Below are 18,494 nucleotides of genomic sequence, written 5' to 3' on the forward strand. Positions count from 1 at the left end.
AACTCATAGATAACGCAGTCCTATGCCTTCGGCGTCGACCTGCACCACTTCCATACGCACCCGCGGCGCAACTACCGGCAGGCCTTGCACCTGACCGTAGACCACCGCGCCCTTGGGCAACGCCGATAAGGTCGTATGCTTGACGTAGACACCTGTGGGCGAGAGGTTGCGGGTCTGGCCAAGGCATTCGCCGAAGCTTTCGTGAATGATCTTGATGCGGAATGATTTGCGGTGTTCGGACATCTCTGCGCCCTAGAATGAACGGTTGTGGATAACCCTGAGCCCAAGGTTATCCACAGATCATGCCAATCGACTCAATACCAGCGCTCTTCACCCGGCGGACGCTTCTTGAAGCGCTTCATGCTCCACATGTACTGGCTCGGATAAGCCCGCACGTATTTCTCGACGACCTGGCTCATCGCCGCGCAGGAAGTCTCGGTATCGGTGCTGTACATGGCTTCTGGCGCGGCTTCGAGGATCACTTTGTAACCCGAACCGTCAGGCAGGCGCAGGGCATGCAGGAACACGCCGACCGCTTTGCCGCCCGCGAGCATGTTCGGTACGAATTTGCTGGTCAGCGCCTTGGTCGCGAAGAACGGCACGAAAATCCCGGCGGATTCGGACGGTTCCGGGTCAGCCGGGATACCTACCGCACCACCTTTGCGCACTTCCTTGATGACACTGAGGATGCCTTCTTTGGTAGACGCCGCGACGCGGTTGCCCAATTGCACCCGCTGCTTTCGCAGCAAGTCGTCCACAGCCTTGAGCTTGGGCGGGCGATAGAAAATGATCGGTTTGCACTGGCTGCAGTAGAAGTGGTTCAACACTTCCCAATTGCCAAGGTGGCTGGTGATACCGACCACGCCCTTACCAGAGGCCAGCGCGTCTTTCAGCACGTCGAGGCCTTCTACTTCACGCACCAGGTCGATGGAGCGTTGGGCCGGCCAGATCCAGGCGCAGGCACTTTCGGTTAACGACTTGCCAATATCCATCAGGCTTTGCCCAACCATACGCTCGCGTGTCGCGAAGTCCATCTCGGGAAAGCATTTCGCCAGGTTGATCCGCACTACGTCGCGGGAACGGTTGGGGGTTTTCCACATCACCCAGCCAATCGCCGTGCCTACTGCTTGCACCGCCCGCCAAGGCAATAACGCAAACAACCGCAGAGCGCCTACCAGCAAGGCGCCTTTAAACTTATCCACAGGTCACTCCTGATCTTCTAAACCGACGTCATGAACCTTGTCGCGAGCCGGCTATTCTAACCGCCCACTGCGCAAGATGGCGTAGCGATCACAATCAGTGGTGTGATCCATAACCATCCCGGACGCCTGCATCAAGGCATAACAGATGGTTGGCCCGACAAACGTAAAACCGGCTTTCTTCAAGCCTTTACTCATCGCCTCGGCCTCTGGCGTCACCGCCGGCACCTCACTGCGATCCTTGAAATGATTGACCTTGGCCTTGCCGCCAACGAACGACCAAAGCAGTGCCACCGGGTCTTCCAGCGCCAGCCAGGCCTGAGCGTTGCGCCGGGCAGCGTTGAGTTTCAGGCGATTGCGGATGATCCCGGGATCGAGCATCAAATCGTCGATTTCGGCATCGCTCATCTGCGCCACGCGCTGTATGTCGAAGCCAAACAGCACCTCACGATAACGCTCGCGTTTCTTCAGAACGGTGATCCATGACAGCCCGGCCTGGAACCCTTCGAGCAAAAGCAACTCGAACAAGCGCTGCGCATCGCGTAGCGGTACGCCCCACTCCTGATCGTGATAAGCCATGTATAGCGGATCTTCGGAACACCAAAAGCAGCGTGGCATAAGGCTCCAGGGGGCGTGCGCGCAAACGAATCGGGTATACTCCCGCTCTTTAAATCGCAGCCCAAGAAACAGGTGAATTTCGTGAGCCAGCCTACGCCAGCCGTGCGTACCTTCCAAGACTTGATCCTCGCCCTCCAGCAATACTGGGCCGAGCAAGGTTGTGTGGTACTTCAGCCCTACGATATGGAAGTAGGCGCCGGCACTTTTCATACCGCCACGTTTCTTCGCGCCATCGGCCCGGAAACCTGGAACGCCGCTTATGTGCAGCCCAGTCGTCGCCCGACTGACGGCCGCTACGGCGAAAACCCGAACCGTCTGCAGCACTACTACCAGTTCCAGGTGGTGTTGAAGCCAAACCCGGACAACTTCCAGGAACTGTACCTGGGCTCCCTCAAGCACGTCGGTCTCGACCCATTGGTGCACGACATCCGTTTCGTCGAAGACAACTGGGAATCGCCGACCCTGGGCGCCTGGGGTCTGGGCTGGGAAGTCTGGCTCAACGGCATGGAAGTGACTCAGTTCACTTACTTCCAGCAGGCTGGCGGCATCGAGTGCTACCCGGTGACCGGTGAGATCACCTATGGCCTGGAACGTCTGGCCATGTACCTGCAAGGCGTCGACTCGGTCTACGACCTGGTCTGGGCTGACGGCCCGTTCGGCAAAGTGACCTATGGCGACGTGTTCCACCAGAATGAAGTGGAGCAGTCGACCTACAACTTCGAGCACGCCAACGTCGAGAAGCTGTTCGAACTGTTCGACTTCTATGAAAGCGAAGCCAAGCGCCTGATCGAACTGGATCAGCCGTTGCCGCTGCCAAGCTACGAAATGGTCCTCAAGGCCTCGCACACCTTCAACTTGCTGGATGCACGTCGGGCGATTTCGGTCACCGCACGTCAGCAGTACATCCTGCGTGTGCGCACCCTGGCTCGTTCCGTGGCTCAGGCTTACCTGTTGGCCCGGGCCAAGCTGGGCTTCCCGATGGCAACCCCGGATTTGCGTGATGAAGTGTTGGCTAAGCTGGAGGCTGCACAATGAGTGCTCAAGATTTTCTGGTTGAACTGGGCACCGAAGAACTGCCACCCAAAGCCCTGAATACTCTGGCTGAGGCGTTTCTTGCCGGTATCGACAAAGGCCTGCAAGCCGCTGGCCTGAACTACGAAGCTAAACAGGTTTTCGCCGCGCCGCGTCGTCTGGCCGTGCTGATCACGGCGCTGGCCACCCAGCAACCGGATCGCAGCATCAACCTCGACGGCCCGCCACGTCAGGCCGCATTCGATGCCGAAGGCAACCCGACTCAGGCCGCCCTGGGCTTCGCCAAAAAGTGCGGCGTTGACCTGAGCGAAATCGATCAGAGTGGGGCAAAACTGCGCTACAGCCAGCGCATTGAAGGCAAGGCCACCGCCAGCCTGCTGCCGACCATCGTCGAAGATTCCCTGAACGATCTGCCGATTCCCAAGCGCATGCGCTGGGGCGCTCGCAAAGAAGAATTCGTTCGCCCGACTCAGTGGCTGGTGATGCTGCTCGGTGACCAGGTCATCGACTGCACCATCCTTGCCCAGAAGGCCGGTCGCGACTCCCGTGGTCACCGCTTCCATCACCCTGAAAGCGTGCGCATCACCTCGCCGGCCAACTACTTGCAAGACTTGCGCGGCGCTTACGTGCTGGCGGACTCCAATGAGCGTCGCGAGCTGATCAGCAAGCGCACTGCCGAGTTGGCAACGCTGCAGGAAGGTACTGCGATCGTTCCGCCGAGCCTGCTCGAAGAAGTGACCGCGCTGGTGGAGTGGCCAGTGCCGCTGGTCTGCTCGTTCGAAGAGCGTTTCCTCGACGTACCGCAGGAAGCCCTGATCACCACCATGCAGGACAACCAGAAGTATTTCTGCCTGCTGGATGCCGACGGCAAGTTGCTGCCACGCTTCATCACTGTGGCCAACATCGAAAGCAAAGACCCGCAGCAGATCATCTCGGGTAACGAGAAAGTCGTTCGCCCACGTCTGACTGACGCCGAGTTCTTCTTCAAGCAAGACAAGAAGCAGACGCTCGAAAGCTTCAACTTGCGCCTGCAGAACGTAGTGTTCCAGGAAAAACTGGGCAGCGTGTTCGATAAAGCCGAGCGGATTTCGAAACTCGCTGCGTTCATCGCTCAACGCATTGGCGGCGACGCATCGCGTGCAGCCCGTGCCGGCCTGCTGTCCAAGTGCGACCTGGCGACCGAGATGGTCGGTGAGTTCCCGGAGATGCAAGGTGTCGCCGGTTACTACTACGCCCTCAACGACGGCGAACCGCAAGACGTTGCCTTGGCGCTGAACGAGCAATACATGCCGCGCGGTGCTGGCGCTGAGTTGCCGACCACCGTCACCGGTGCCGCCGTGGCGATCGCCGACAAGCTCGACACCCTGGTCGGCATCTTCGGTATTGGCATGCTGCCGACCGGGAGCAAAGACCCGTACGCTCTGCGTCGTGCAGCGCTGGGCGTGTTGCGGATCCTGATCGACAAGAAGCTCGACCTCGACCTGACCGAAGCGGTGGCGTTCGCCGTCAATGCATTCGGTTCCAAGGTCAAAGCGGCCGGTCTGGCCGATCTGGTGCTGGAGTTCATCTTCGACCGTCTGCGTGCTCGTTACGAAGACGAAGGCGTGGATGTGGGCACCTATCTATCGGTGCGCGCCCTGAAACCGGGTTCGGCACTGGACTTCGATCAACGCGTGCAAGCCGTTGAGGCTTTCCGCAAGTTGCCGGAAGCGGCGGCGCTGGCGGCGGTGAACAAGCGCGTATCGAACCTGCTGAGTAAGGCCGAAGGCTCGATCCCGAGCATCGTAGAAGCCAAGTACTTCGACAACGCCAACGAGTTCTCGCTGTACTCGGCGATCCAGCAGGCTGATCAGGCGGTCCAGCCGATGGCTGCGGCGCGTCAGTACAGTGAGTCGCTGGCACGTCTGGCAGCGTTGCGTGAGCCGGTCGATGCGTTCTTTGAAGCGGTGATGGTCAATGCCGAAGATGCCAAGGTGCGTGCCAACCGTTATGCGTTGCTGGCGCGTCTGCGTGGGCTGTTCCTCGGTGTCGCGGATATTTCGCTGCTGGGCTAATTGTTTAAGGGGCGGAGTTTGAAACTGCTGATTCTCGATCGGGACGGGGTGATCAATTACGACTCCGACGCTTACATCAAGACGGTTGCGGAGTGGATTCCACTTCCCGGCTCGATCGAAGCCATCGCGCAGTTGAGCAAAGCCGGCTGGACAGTAGCAGTCGCTACCAACCAGTCCGGTATTGCTCGCGGCTACTACGATGTCGCGACCCTGGACGCCATGCATGAGCGCTTGCGCTCACTGGTGGCCGAGCAGGGTGGCGAGCTCGGACTCGTCGTCTATTGCCCTCACGGACCGGATGATGGGTGCGATTGCCGCAAGCCAAAACCCGGCATGCTGAAAACCATCGCCGCTCATTACAACGTGGAGCTGACCAACCTATGGTTTGTCGGCGACACTCTCAGTGACCTGGAAGCTGCAAAAGCCGTCGACTCTCAGCCAGTTTTGGTGAAAACCGGTAAAGGCGAAAAGACGCTGGGCAAAACCCTACCGGTGGGCACCTTGATTTTTGACGATCTGGCGGCGGTTGCCGCTGAACTTGTGCGCGACTGAACTTATCCACAAATAGAGCTCTTCTGACATCCTGACCAAGGACAGTTCAGGGGTGCGCTTTTAATAGGCAAATGCCGCTATGTCGATCCTGCAGGCCATCAGAACTTTTTTCTTTTACCTGCTGCTGGGCACCACCTCGTTGCTCTGGTGCAGCCTCAGCTTTTTTATTGCGCCTTTTTTACCGTTCAAGGCACGTTATCGTTTTATCAACGTGTACTGGTGCCGGTGTGCGCTGTGGTTGAGCAAAGTATTCCTCGATATTCGCTTTGAAGTGCAAGGCGCCGAGAACGTGCCTGAACAGCCCTGCGTAATTCTGTCGAACCACCAGAGTACTTGGGAGACGTTCTTCCTTTCGGCTTACTTCCAGCCATTGAGCCAGGTGCTCAAGCGCGAACTGCTCTATGTGCCGTTCTTCGGTTGGGCGATGGCCATGTTGCGTCCGATCGCCATCGACCGTGACAACCCCAAGGCTGCGCTCAAGCATGTGGCGAAGAAGGGCGACGAGCTGCTCAAGGACGGCGTCTGGGTACTGATCTTCCCGGAGGGTACGCGAGTCCCGTTTGGTCAGGTCGGCAAGTTCTCGCGCGGCGGTACCGCGTTGGCGGTCAACGCTGAATTGCCGGTTCTGCCGATTGCCCATAATGCCGGCAAATTCTGGCCGAAGACTGGCTGGGCCAAAAAGGCTGGCACCATCACCGTGGTCATTGGTGTGCCGATGTATGCCGAAGGCACCGGGCCGCGAGCTATTGCCGCACTCAATGACCGGGTTGCAGCCTGGAACGAGCAGACTCAACGGGACATGGGTTCGCTGCCGCCTATCACCGCTGAACCGGAAAAAGTGGCTGTCTGAGATTCTGTGGATAACCTGTGTACCAATTTGTTCAAAACCGTCTTATTTTCGCTGTAGGCTTATGATTTATATACATATTTTATAAGCTCATAAAATGACGAAAAACGTGCATAAGTTTTTTATGACGATAAAAAAACCGGCTTTTATCGCCGGTTTTTTTGTCTGTTGAAAACAGGTTGAAGATCATTCTTCGAGCAAGGGCAACTGAAGACTGAATGTGGTGCCTTGTGCTCCTCCTCAGTGCAATCAAGACACTCTAGAATAGGTCCATTGAGCTGGATGAGTCCGAAAATCGGTACCCCATTGCTCTATAACCGATTTGACGTTTATCCCACATCCTCAGCAAAGCTGGGTGCCCTGCGTCTACAAAGTCGATAACGCGTACATCAGCCTTGTTCGCATGCTCACGATGCAGCCGTCCTGCGTACTGCTGAAGTGTGCCCTTCCAAGAAATCGGCATTGCCAAGATAAGGGTATCTAACGGTGGGTGGTCAAAGCCTTCACCTACCAATTTGCCAGTAGCCAACAGCACCCGGGGCGCCTCAGGGGGTAATGCTGCCAGCTCGCTCATTAGTGCAATGCGCTGCTTTTTCGAAATCCGCCCATGTAGCGTGAAAAGATTCTGCACGCGCCCGACCAATCCAACTTCTATAGCGCTCAAGTGATCGGTCCGCTCCGTCAGCACCAGTATTTTTCGACCCTGCCGGAATGCCATTTCGACCTCAGAAATGATCTTGGCAGTTCGCTCGGCATCGTCGGAGAGATGCCGAAATACATCCTGAATACCTGATTCCGCTGCCATTATGATCGGACTCGGCAACAGTCGAGGCATTATCATCAGATCATCTGGTGCGCTGTCCGGTCTCGCTGCGGTGTGCCGAATTGGCCCACACTGCATAAAGATGATGGGTTGCTGTCCATCACGACGCACCGGCGTCGCGGTCAGGCCGAGCACGTACTTAGCACTCGCACTCTTCAGTATCGCTTCGAACGAAAACGCCGAAAGGTGATGACACTCGTCAACGATGATTTGTCCGTAGTTTTTTACTTTCTCGCTGACTTCACCCTGCCGCGACATCGACTGCATTACGGCAATATCAATGATCCCAGTCGGTTTGGCTTTCCCTCCGCCTATGGTGCCAACAACGCCTTTATCGGCATCAAGAAAAACCTGCAAACGTTCCTGCCACTGTCGTAGTAACTCGGTGCGGTGCACCAGCACTAAAGTATTCACGCCACGCCGAGCAATCAGCGCGGCAGCCGTTACGGTTTTACCAAACGCCGTGGGTGCACACAGTATGCCGGCGTCGTGTTTAAGTATTGCGGCTAGAGCTGCCTCTTGATCCTGACGCAAAGTGCCAGCAAAACTGACATCAATGGGTTCACCCCCAAAACGTTCATCCTGGAGGACAGCGGCAATACCGTTATCGCTCAGAAGCTCTAGGGCGGCATCAAGACATCCGCGAGGCAGCGCAATGTGTTTGGGGAAATTTTCCGCACAACCAATGATGCGAGGCTTGTTCCAGACGGGCAGGCGCATTGCCTGCGCTTTATAGAATTCAGGGTTCTGAAATGCCGCTAGCCTGATTAGCTTGTTGGCCAGTGGTTGTGGCAATTCCGATTTGTCGAAATAAACCAGATTAGCCAGAGTAATGTTCACAGACTCAGGCAGGGGACAGGCTAACCTCTGTTGTTTCGGCTCTTGGAGTTTCCATGGTTCCTGCTGATCTTCTTCGGCAACGAAGGTGACGTCCAGTGGATGACGGTTACCGGTAGCTCGCACTATAGCCGGCTCAATATCGTCCGTAGACATCGGTTGAATGGTGGCCAGAAACGCCCATTGGTCGATGTAAGGTTCGAGTGAGTCATCCACAAAGACGCTGTTATTTTGAGCGCGGACTCTTTTCTGCAAAGGCAGCGCAATCAGGTTGCCAAAACCGCCTTTAGGCATTCGATCCTGGTTCGGAAAGAGTCGATCATAAGAGCTGAGCTTCAACTGGCGGGTACGTGCACAGGTATGACTGATGATTGCCGTCCCGAGACGACGCGCATCATAAGCAGGGACATTCCTCTCGAAGAAAATCCATGCATGTGCTCCGTTACCCGACCGTGAAATCTCCAATGCTACCGGCACACTCAATTTGTGACATGACTGAACAAAAGCTCGGGCGTCTTCCCGCCACTCCGCCTCGTCAAAATCCACCGCGAGAAAGTAGCAAGTGTCGTCAGGCAGCAAGGGGTATACGCCAATGACAATCTCTCCCGCGAGATGTCGATAAAGCACTTGGTCGGTCAGCGGAATCAGTTGGCGATGAGTGCAATCACCGCATTTAATGCGAGGCTTCTCGCATATGCCGATTCGCCACTCGTTGGCACAGGCAGGCGAGTAACCAGACTTACCGCCCTTACTCTCCCAGCGGATCGGGTACACGTCACTCCGCCCCCGAAATAACCGTCGAAAAAGCGCAAGTTTGGCATCGGTGCCTAGGTGCTGTACTGATAGCTCAGCCAACGGAATTGGCATTTTGATCGGCTCAGCAGCTGGACGCCAATCGATAGCGTTGGCTTCCAGCAGCGCAACCAGCCGGGCGTTCTCAGCCCGCAGATTCTCCAGCAGGTCAATGTCTCTCATAGGGCCTCATTAGCGCCCGCAGGCAAACAAGTATTTCAGTTTACCAGTTGATGCCTGTATCAAGAGACTGGGTGCCTATCTGCACAACGCCATGGAACGCTCAACAACAGCTCACACTATCGGCGCTTGCCCTTTCAACCCTGATAATTCATTTCCGTCAGATGGGCCTCAGCCGCGTTTCCAAGACATAAAAAAATGGTGGTAAAAAATCCCGGCCAATGGCGACGCATGTAGTAGAGCACGAGGTTATGTAGTCCTTGCTCTGGAGAATGTCCTGCCAGCCGCTGCTTCTTTTTATTGCGCTCTATGTCATGTACTACAGCAAGCCTTGCTTGGTTAAGGCGGTCGCAGTTCAAGTTGAGCATTTCTATGGTGTGCTTCACCAAGGTATGCAGGTCTGGATGATGATTAGCTAGACCCTCCACGCCCCGATCGCAAGCTTGGAGGTTCGGCCACAACTTCCCAGTGCTTTTCTCAATTCGGAATAGGGTAGGGAGGGCTTGGATCTGCGCAGGATTGAGTATCCAGCCCTCGCACTTTTCCAAAAGCTTTCCTGACTGAATCATCTGATCTTTATGGGAGTCACAGCTGAGGTTTTCACGTATGGGGGGTAAATACCAGGGTGCACTTGTGTAGGCATATGAACCGCCCGCACATACACCCAGCATATTGCTCCAGTCTAATGCCCAATTGTGAGCCGGAGTTACATCTGATTTTGGGTGAAAATGTTCAATCCGACATTTCAACGGATCATTATCTCGAATATCAATTTCGCAGAAGGCGCAGATTCCACCTTGATCAGAAATTATTTGTGCTCGACATGCATCATAGGCTTCGGGGCCGTTAAAATGAGCATCACTCCTCATTTCTTGCCAAGTGCTATTGGGGAAGGCAATAGCGTAATTCTTTAAGAGTTCTGGCTCACTCTGTCTGACAACCCGCTTCACCCTCCAAGCTCCCACTTGCGGTTTTCAATTAGTAGGTCAGCCTCCAATAACCCTGGCTCGTTCCCCTGATAACGATCATCCAGCAGCTTGCGTAACTCTAGAGCCCGGGGACTTGCCCATTGGTCGTCTTCGACCAGAGCAATATATTCCTTTAGATCTTGGGTAGCTTTGTTAGGTGGCCGAACTTCCTTCAATCCCAGCACTTGTTTGAGCAACCGCTCGGGCTCAGCTCCTTCAGTACCTGGAGGAGCCGCAAAAACTTCTCTATCCGCCAAGATACGTATACATTCCGAAGGTGCCGTAGACAGTACCTGCGGGCTGTGCGTGGTGACTATGAACTGAGTTGTAGGAAAAGCCCTCATCAGGTCGCTCAATACCCGCTGCTGCCATTCCGGGTGTAGATGGAGGTCTATTTCATCAATCAACATAATTCCAGGTGCGACCAATGTCGGGACATCAAATCCAGAAATGATGCCTTGCATCAAGTCGTTCGTCACCCAATCCGGATCTATCTTTTCCAGCTCACTAAAAATGGAACTGAATGGTTCTAAAGTCTGCCCTGTTTTCAGGTCGAGAATTGCGTCCAAATGACTGTTTGCTATCGCCATGCGGCGAGCAAAATCCATAGCCAATGCCAGCATACTTTTGTAGCCTTGGCTCAGCTGTAAAACTTGCAGCGGGGATGGACCTTCCGCAGCATCCACAATGAACTTATGAATTTTATTAAATCGCGGATTACTGAAATCGCCACCTAGAACCTGATTTATAGCGGTGCGCACGGAAGCGAGTGCGACGCTTTCTTCGAAGTCCTCTCCTCGGTTTCCTTTATTGGCTCTAAGCTCTGAAGATTCTTCCAGGTCAAACCACATGAGCATTTCACGGAAATCACTGTGAGAATCGAGTGCATCGTAAAGAGCTGATGTTGGATGGCCGTAGTTCTGCTTGCTCGGTCGGAGCCGTTCAGGAATTTCAATGTACCCACGTTGCGCGCCGTAGTAGGCAAATACAGGCAACAGCTCAGGGGTTTCGGTTTTGAAGCTGTCGGAGACTGCAGCCATAGCTTTAGAAAGTTCGCTTTCGCCAATCTTCGCTTCAGGCTCTTTACCTGCCGATGATGGACGCCAAGTGTCCCATTTCAAACCGGATGTGGTTTCGACCATTACCTGCGCATAGTCGCTTGCTCCCCAGCGCTCTTTGCCTGCGCGTGAGTCCCATGCCTCAATACTGAAATCAGTATCCTTGATACCGGTTCCGGTGAGGCGCTGGTTGGCTGAAGACAGATAGCGCAGCACTGGTGTAAGTCCTACAGCTATTGCATCGAGAATTGCTGTTTTTCCTCCGCCGTTTTTACCAACTAAAACAGTTAGTCTAGGGTGTAAATCCAGCTGCAAACTTTCAAAGCATCGAAAGTTTTTTAAGGTGACAGTTTTCAGACGCATGCAAAATCTCTCCTCGTACCTCAATCGTGAAACAAGGGTTCCTTCCATAGGCTGAAGCTCGTCTCACGACATTTACTCTGACACAGCCTAAACAATCACTCACCGTAGACAGGCCATCACATTAGGCCATTTTTTCGAGCAAGAACCCAGTGACCCTGTAACGAAAACCCCAGCGCTAGGCTGGGGTAGTTAGTCTTTGTCGCGACAACAACTCGCACATTTGCGACTTTTAATGTGCCCATCGCAATCTGATCAGAAGTCCAGGTTGGACACTGCCAAAGCGTTAGCTTCGATGAACTCACGACGTGGCTCGACCGCATCACCCATCAGGGTGTTGAAGATCTGGTCCGCACCGATGGCATCTTCGATCGTCACTTTCAGCATCCGGCGCACGCTTGGGTCCATGGTGGTTTCCCACAGTTGGTCCGGGTTCATCTCACCGAGACCTTTGTAGCGCTGGATGGTGTGACGCTTGGTGCTCTCGGCCATCAACCAGTCCAACGCTTCCTTGAACTCGGTGACGGCTTTCTTGCGCTCGCCGCGTTGAATATAAGCACCTTCGTCCAGCAAGGTGCTCAATTGAGCGCCAAGAGTAACGACTGTCTTGTAATCATTGCTGCCGAAGAAGTCGCGGTTGAAGGTGATGTAGTTCGACAGACCGTGGGAGATCAGTTCGACCTCTGGCAGCCAGACGTTACGTTCGCGGTCTTCACGCAGGCTGGCTTTGTAGACCAGGCCGGATTTCTCCACGGTACGCAGACGAACTTCATACTGGGCCAGCCAATCCTGCATCGCTGCGTGATCGGACAGCTGCTCCATGCTGACGGCAGGCAGGTAGATGAAGTGCTCGGTCAGTTCCTGTGGATACAGGCGCGACAAACGCTTGAGAGTCTTCATCACCATGCGGAAGTCATTCACCAGACGCTCAAGCGCTTCACCGGAAATACCCGGAGCTTCTTCGTTCAGGTGCAGGCTCGCATCTTCAAGGGCCGACTGCGTCATGTACTCTTCCATGGCGTCGTCGTCTTTGATGTATTGCTCTTGCTTGCCTTTCTTCACTTTGTACAGCGGTGGCTGAGCGATGTAGATGTAGCCACGCTCGATCAGCTCAGGCAACTGACGGAAGAAGAAGGTCAGCAGCAACGTACGGATGTGCGAACCGTCGACGTCAGCATCGGTCATGATGATGATGTTGTGATAACGCAGCTTCTCGATGTTGTACTCGTCGCGACCGATACCGCAGCCCAGCGCAGTGATCAAGGTGCCGACCTCTTGCGAGGAGATCATCTTGTCGAAGCGGGCTTTCTCAACGTTGAGGATTTTACCTTTCAGAGGCAGAATCGCTTGAGTCTTGCGGTTACGTCCCTGCTTGGCGGAACCGCCAGCAGAGTCACCTTCCACCAGGTACAGTTCGGAGAGGGCAGGGTCTTTCTCTTGGCAGTCAGCCAGTTTGCCCGGCAGACCGGCAATATCCAGCGCGCCTTTACGACGGGTCATTTCACGGGCTTTACGCGCTGCTTCACGAGCGCGTGCAGCGTCGATCATCTTGCCGACAACCAGTTTGGCTTCGTTAGGGTTTTCCAGCAGGAAGTCGGAGAAGTGCTTACCCATTTCCTGTTCGACAGCAGTCTTCACTTCAGAAGAAACCAGCTTGTCTTTGGTCTGGGAGCTGAACTTCGGATCCGGCACCTTGACCGAAATAATCGCAGTCAACCCTTCACGGGCATCGTCACCGGTAGTCGCGACTTTGTGCTTCTTCGCCAGACCTTCCGCTTCGATGTAGGTGTTCAGGTTACGCGTCAGTGCCGAACGGAAGCCCACCAGGTGAGTACCGCCATCACGCTGCGGAATGTTGTTGGTGAAGCACAACAGGTTCTCGTTGAAGCTGTCGTTCCACTGCAGGGCGACTTCTACGCCGATGCCATCTTCACGCTGGATGTTGAAGTGGAACACCTGGTTGACCGGAGTCTTGTTGGTGTTCAGATATTCAACGAACGCGCGCAGACCACCTTCGTACTTGAACAGCTCTTCCTTACCGCTGCGCTCGTCCTTGAGGACGATACCAACACCGGAGTTGAGGAAGGACAATTCACGAATCCGCTTGGCCAGGATATCCCAGCTGAAGTGGATATTCTTGAAGGTCAGGTCAGAAGGTTTAAAGTGAATCTGCGTGCCGGTAGATTCAGTCTCACCGACGATTTTCATCGGTTCTTGAGGAACACCGTGGACGTAGGTCTGTTCCCAGATCTTGCCGCTGCGACGAACTGTCAGCACCAGCAACTCGGAAAGAGCGTTCACTACTGACACGCCTACACCGTGCAAGCCACCGGATACTTTGTAGGAGTTGTCATCGAACTTACCGCCAGCGTGCAGCACGGTCATGATGACCTCGGCTGCCGAAACGCCTTCTTCTTTATGCACGTCTACCGGAATACCGCGACCGTTGTCGCGTACGGTGATGGATTCATCCGGGTGGATAATGATACTGATGTCGTCGCAATGGCCGGCCAAAGCTTCGTCGATCGAGTTATCGACCACCTCGAACACCATGTGGTGCAGACCGCTGCCATCGTCGGTGTCACCAATGTACATACCGGGACGTTTGCGTACGGCATCTAGGCCTTTCAGCACTTTAATGCTGGTTGAGTCGTACGTATGTTCTTCGCTCATGCCTTCACTCCCGATGGTCGTGGGTCTGGGTGATACGGCCCTGTTCCACGTGGAACAGGGCGACTGGCGTTTCCGTCTGCCAGCCTTCCCTCAATAATTCGTGGTCTACACAGGTGATGAACACCTGGCAGCGTAAGTCTTCCAACAAGCGGCAAAGTGCGCGGCGGTGCTGCTCGTCCAGTTCGGACGGCAAATCATCCACAAGATAAATACACTGGCCACGCCGGGCTTGGCTGACCAAATGCCCTTGGGCAATCCGCAACGCACAGACCACCAACTTCTGCTGACCGCGGGACAATATGTCCGCGGCGTTATGTGCGCCCAATCTAAGACGCAAATCAGCGCGTTGTGGTCCGGCCTGGGTGTGTCCCATTTGCTGATCCCGGTGAAGGGATGTAGCGAGCACTGCACTCAGCTCTCGCTCCTTATCCCAGCCACGGTAATAGCTAAGCGTTAAGCCCTCGAGCTCAACCAGTTCGCTCAAGGTCTGTTCAAAGACTGGTTTCAAGGCTTTGATGTAAGCGCGGCGGTATTCATCAATTTCAGCGCTGGCTTGGCACAGTTCCCTGTCCCAAACCGCTTGTGAAACGGCGTCAAGTGTACCATGCCGCAGCCATGAGTTTCGCTGCCGAAGGGCCTTCTGCAGCCGCTGCCAGGTGGACATGAAACGTGGTTCCACGTGGAACACACCCCAGTCCAGAAACTGTCGGCGGATTTTTGGAGCGCCTTCCAACAGCCGAAAGCTGTCCGGGTTGATCAATTGCAGTGGCAGTATTTCAGCCAGCTGCGCGGCGCTGCGGGCGTTCTGCCCGTCGATACGAATTTGAAACTCCCCTTGGCGGTCTCGAGAAATCCCCAGACTGCTATGACCACCCTCTGCCAATTCAACCTGGCCAAACACGGTGCACGCCAATTGCTCGTATTGAATAACCGGTAACAGACGAGCACTGCGAAACGAACGGGCAAGCCCCAGCAGGTGAATGGCTTCCAGAACACTGGTTTTGCCGCTGCCGTTGGCGCCGTAAAGGATGTTAATGCGGGGGGAAGGGGAGATAGTCACTGGGTGCAAATTGCGCACCGCAGTGACCGAGACGCGACTGAGGGACATCTAGCTTGCGCTGAACATGATTACAGGCGCATCGGCATAACAACGTAAGCCGAATCGTCGTTATCGGATTCTTGCACCAACGCACTGCTATTGGAGTCGGACAGAATCAAGCGTACTTGTTCAGTAGTCATCACGCCCAACACGTCGAGCAGGTAGCTCACGTTGAAGCCGATCTCCAGCGAGCCGCCGTTGTATTCCACGCCGACTTCTTCTTCGGCTTCTTCCTGCTCCGGGTTATTCGCCTGGATCTTTAACAGGCCGTTGGCCAACTGCAGACGAATACCACGGTACTTCTCATTGGAGAGAATCGCGGTACGGCTGAATGCTTCACGCAGCGCCTGACGATCTCCCAGTACCAGCTTGTCGCCGCCTTTAGGCAGAACTCGCTCGTAGTCCGGGAACTTGCCGTCAACCAGCTTGGAAGTGAAGGTGAACTCACCGGTGGTTGCACGGATGTGATGCTGACCCAAAACAATGCTTACCTGACCATCCGGTTCTGTCAGCAAGCGGGCCAGTTCCAGAATACCTTTGCGTGGCACGATGACCTGATGGCGATCCGGCTGACCGATATCGGCTTGCATCGAGCACATAGCCAGACGGTGACCGTCGGTGGCCACAGCGCGGATGATGCCGGCAGACACTTCGAGCAGCATACCGTTGAGGTAGTAGCGCACGTCCTGCTGAGCCATGGCGAAGCTGGTACGTTCAATCAAACGACGCAGTTTGCTTTGCGCTAGCGTGCAGGTCAGCGAACCCGGGCCTTCCTCGACAGTTGGAAAGTCATTGGCCGGCAAGGTGGACAGGGTGAAACGGCTACGGCCGGCTTTCACTACAAGCTTCTGCTCGTCGACCTTGATATCGATCAAGGCGTCGTTTGGCAGGCTCTTGCAGATGTCCATCAGCTTGCGCGCCGGAACGGTGATTTCGCCAGGCTCCGCAGGCTCTTCAAGTTGCACGCGACCGACCAGCTCGACTTCCAGGTCAGTACCGGTCAGCGACAATTGCTGGCCTTCGACAACCAACAGCACGTTGGAAAGCACCGGCAAGGTCTGTCGGCGCTCAACGACGCCTGCGACCAGTTGCAGGGGTTTCAACAGGGCTTCGCGTTGAATGGTGAAATGCATGGTCTAGTCCCTTGCCTTAATAAGCTGCGCTGGTGTTCATCAAGTGGTCAGTGTACGCAGCAGGTTCTTGTAGTCCTCGCGGATGTCCGCGTCGGATTCCTTGAGCTCGTTGATCTTGCGGCATGCGTGCAAGACCGTGGTGTGATCTCGGCCACCGAACACATCGCCGATTTCCGGCAGACTGTGATTGGTCAGCTCTTTGGACAATGCCATCGCTACCTGACGTGGACGTGCGACCGAGCGTGAACGACGCTTGGACAGCAGGTCGGAAATCTTGATCTTGTAGTACTCGGCGACAGTGCGCTGAATGTTATCCACAGATACAAGCTTGTCTTGCAACGCCAGCAGGTCTTTCAGGGATTCGCGAATCAACTCGATGGTGATGTCGCGGCCCATGAAGTGTGAGTGGGCGATAACACGTTTAAGTGCACCCTCCAACTCACGTACGTTGGAGCGAATACGCTGGGCAATAAAGAACGCAGCGTCATGAGGCAGATCAACTTTTGCCTGATCTGCTTTCTTCATCAAGATCGCAACGCGGGTTTCCAGTTCCGGCGGTTCCACGGCAACCGTCAAACCCCAGCCGAAGCGCGACTTCAAGCGCTCTTCAAGACCTTCAATTTCTTTAGGGTAACGGTCACTGGTAAGAATGACCTGCTGGCCACCTTCAAGCAGCGCGTTGAACGTATGGAAGAACTCTTCCTGGGAACGTTCCTTACGGGCGAAGAACTGGATGTCATCGATCAGCAGCGCATCGACCGAACGGTAGAAGCGCTTGAACTCATTGATCGCATTGAGTTGCAACGCTTTGACCATGTCCGCGACAAAGCGCTCGGAATGCAGGTACACGACCTTGGCATTCGGGTTCTTCTTTAATAGATGGTTACCCACAGCGTGCATCAAGTGAGTTTTACCCAGACCAACCCCACCATAAAGGAAGAGCGGGTTGTAGCCGTGCTTTGGATTGTCCGCGACCTGCCAGGCGGCAGCCCGAGCCAATTGGTTGGACTTACCTTCGACGAAGTTCTCGAAGGTGAAGGTGCGGTTCAGGTAACTGGTGTGCTTTAGCGCGCCTTCAACCTGCACGGTGCGCTGCTCGGAGCGTACCGGAGCTTGTTGCGAGCTGGCGCCGGCCATTGGGTCGAAGCTGTCGCGAGAAGGTTCTTCACTGACCTGGGCAACCTTTTGCGTAGTCCGTTTGGCTTGTGCAGTCGGCGCTGGGGCATTGGCCACAGGTGTCGACGCAGCCTGGGCTTGAGAAGCCGCAGCAGCCAAAGGTGCGTTAGGCGCAGCACGAGGTGCCGAGCTGCGTTTGCTACCTATTAATAAGGAAAGCGCAGGCGCCGGGCCATTGCCATGCTCATCAAGTAGTTCGAGCACGCGGCCCAGATACTTTTCGTTAACCCAATCGAGAACAAAACGATTGGGTGCGTAGACACGCAACTCGTCGCCTTCGGCTTCGACCTGTAGTGGACGGATCCAAGTGTTGAATTGCTGGGCAGGCAGCTCATCGCGCAGAAGCTCCACGCACTGCTGCCAAAGTTCCACTGACACGGATATCCCCTAAGTTGAAAGCCGGTGAGGCAAAAACAGCCGCCATTGTAGCGGCCAGCCGCACACTTATCCACATGTAGGTTGCTGACAGGGCACGAAGAATCAACGCCTTAACCTAAAAAAACACGACCAATGGTATGTGCATAAGCTCTGTGGATAAGCCTGCCTAAGCTCGTTGTACAAGTGGGGGGTAAACTCGGTGGATAACCTGCCTGTGGATAACATGGCATTCCACACACAGCTTATCCGATAGCACAGCACAGGCAGAACACCGTTTCTCACCATGGTTGTCATTCTCTGTACATCACGGTGTATAAGGGCTAAAGGTACTTATCCACAGAAGATCGCGCCCCTAGCTTTTATAAGCTTTACAGAAGAGCTTTAAATAATTCCCTTCTTTATTTTTATATCTAGTCGTCCTCTGTCAGACAGCAGAACCCCTCAGATATCTAATTGAAGGAAAAGCTGGTTGGAAATTGACCTAGAGGCTTGCTTTCTCTAGAATCGCCGGTCTCTTAAAACGGGGGCCATTCCGGCCCGTTGTGGACGAACCAGGTAACACGACATGAAACGTACTTTCCAACCAAGCACCATCAAACGCGCCCGTACTCACGGCTTCCGTGCTCGCATGGCTACCAAAAACGGCCGTGCAGTCCTGTCGCGTCGCCGCGCCAAAGGTCGTGCGCGTCTGGCAGTTTGATAATCCGGTACTGGT

15 protein-coding genes are annotated in these 18,494 nt (G+C 54.9%); 5 read left to right on the forward strand and 10 right to left on the reverse strand.

Annotation, left to right across the window (positions count from 1 at the left end; all coding sequences use genetic code 11):
* Nucleotides 1–3 precede the first annotated feature (3 nt).
* The 3 genes from ACZYSM_RS23560 to ACZYSM_RS23570 form a co-directional block, all read right to left on the reverse strand.
* On the reverse strand, nucleotides 4–243 hold the full coding sequence (locus ACZYSM_RS23560) for a PilZ domain-containing protein (protein WP_489075132.1): 240 nt from the start codon (nucleotides 241–243) through the stop codon (nucleotides 4–6).
* 71 nt (nucleotides 244–314) lie between these two features.
* Nucleotides 315–1,202 carry a lysophospholipid acyltransferase gene (locus tag ACZYSM_RS23565; protein ID WP_489075134.1) on the reverse strand — a complete coding sequence of 296 codons (888 nt, stop codon included), beginning with the start codon at nucleotides 1,200–1,202 and terminating at the stop codon, nucleotides 315–317.
* Between the two features lie 51 nt (nucleotides 1,203–1,253).
* Nucleotides 1,254–1,817, reverse strand: coding sequence for a DNA-3-methyladenine glycosylase I (locus ACZYSM_RS23570; RefSeq protein WP_489075136.1), 564 nt, complete (start codon nucleotides 1,815–1,817; stop codon nucleotides 1,254–1,256).
* A gap of 81 nt (nucleotides 1,818–1,898) precedes the next feature.
* Between ACZYSM_RS23570 and glyQ the strand changes: the two genes are divergently transcribed.
* The 4 genes from glyQ to ACZYSM_RS23590 all read left to right on the forward strand — a co-directional run bounded on the left by glyQ (nucleotide 1,899) and on the right by ACZYSM_RS23590 (nucleotide 6,305).
* Complete coding sequence (gene glyQ / locus ACZYSM_RS23575) at nucleotides 1,899–2,852, forward strand: glycine--tRNA ligase subunit alpha (RefSeq protein WP_003213601.1); 954 nt, start codon at nucleotides 1,899–1,901, stop codon at nucleotides 2,850–2,852.
* Nucleotides 2,849–4,903: a glycine--tRNA ligase subunit beta gene (glyS, locus tag ACZYSM_RS23580; RefSeq protein WP_489075138.1), complete on the forward strand. Its 2,055-nt coding sequence runs from the start codon at nucleotides 2,849–2,851 to the stop codon at nucleotides 4,901–4,903. The genes glyQ and glyS overlap by 4 nt, the downstream gene beginning before the upstream one ends.
* A gap of 18 nt (nucleotides 4,904–4,921) precedes the next feature.
* Nucleotides 4,922–5,455, forward strand: coding sequence for a D-glycero-beta-D-manno-heptose 1,7-bisphosphate 7-phosphatase (gene gmhB, locus ACZYSM_RS23585; RefSeq protein WP_489075140.1), 534 nt, complete (start codon nucleotides 4,922–4,924; stop codon nucleotides 5,453–5,455).
* A 79-nt stretch (nucleotides 5,456–5,534) separates the two neighbouring features.
* The gene (locus ACZYSM_RS23590; RefSeq protein WP_489075142.1) at nucleotides 5,535–6,305 is read left to right on the forward strand and encodes a lysophospholipid acyltransferase family protein; all 771 of its coding nucleotides are present in this window, start codon (nucleotides 5,535–5,537) and stop codon (nucleotides 6,303–6,305) included.
* Nucleotides 6,306–6,561: 256 nt separating this feature from the next.
* Here ACZYSM_RS23590 and ACZYSM_RS23595 read toward each other — a convergent pair whose 3' ends face one another.
* The 7 genes from ACZYSM_RS23595 to dnaA all read right to left on the reverse strand — a co-directional run bounded on the left by ACZYSM_RS23595 (nucleotide 6,562) and on the right by dnaA (nucleotide 17,779).
* Nucleotides 6,562–8,937, reverse strand: a complete 2,376-nt coding sequence (locus ACZYSM_RS23595; protein WP_489075144.1) for a TOTE conflict system archaeo-eukaryotic primase domain-containing protein — start codon at nucleotides 8,935–8,937, stop codon at nucleotides 6,562–6,564.
* Nucleotides 8,938–9,071: 134 nt separating this feature from the next.
* Nucleotides 9,072–9,884, reverse strand: coding sequence for a retron system putative HNH endonuclease (locus ACZYSM_RS23600; protein WP_489075146.1), 813 nt, complete (start codon nucleotides 9,882–9,884; stop codon nucleotides 9,072–9,074).
* Entirely contained in the window at nucleotides 9,881–11,323 is a 1,443-nt protein-coding gene (locus tag ACZYSM_RS23605; RefSeq protein WP_489075148.1) for an AAA family ATPase, read from the reverse strand. Before ACZYSM_RS23605 ends, ACZYSM_RS23600 begins: the two co-directional genes overlap by 4 nt.
* Before the next feature lie 252 nt (nucleotides 11,324–11,575).
* Nucleotides 11,576–13,993: a DNA topoisomerase (ATP-hydrolyzing) subunit B gene (gene gyrB, locus ACZYSM_RS23610; RefSeq protein WP_489075150.1), complete on the reverse strand. Its 2,418-nt coding sequence runs from the start codon at nucleotides 13,991–13,993 to the stop codon at nucleotides 11,576–11,578.
* Between the two features lie 4 nt (nucleotides 13,994–13,997).
* Entirely contained in the window at nucleotides 13,998–15,101 is a 1,104-nt protein-coding gene (gene recF, locus ACZYSM_RS23615; RefSeq protein WP_489075152.1) for a DNA replication/repair protein RecF, read from the reverse strand.
* A gap of 20 nt (nucleotides 15,102–15,121) precedes the next feature.
* Nucleotides 15,122–16,225: a DNA polymerase III subunit beta gene (gene dnaN / locus ACZYSM_RS23620; protein ID WP_489075154.1), complete on the reverse strand. Its 1,104-nt coding sequence runs from the start codon at nucleotides 16,223–16,225 to the stop codon at nucleotides 15,122–15,124.
* A gap of 39 nt (nucleotides 16,226–16,264) precedes the next feature.
* A complete protein-coding gene (dnaA, locus tag ACZYSM_RS23625; RefSeq protein WP_489075156.1) occupies nucleotides 16,265–17,779 on the reverse strand; it encodes a chromosomal replication initiator protein DnaA in 1,515 nt (504 codons plus the stop codon).
* A 565-nt stretch (nucleotides 17,780–18,344) separates the two neighbouring features.
* Between dnaA and rpmH the strand changes: the two genes are divergently transcribed.
* Complete coding sequence (gene rpmH, locus ACZYSM_RS23630) at nucleotides 18,345–18,479, forward strand: 50S ribosomal protein L34 (protein WP_003213577.1); 135 nt, start codon at nucleotides 18,345–18,347, stop codon at nucleotides 18,477–18,479.
* The last annotated feature ends 15 nt before the right edge of the window (nucleotides 18,480–18,494 follow it).

The sequence above is a fragment of the Pseudomonas sp. F220 genome (assembly GCF_057813935.1).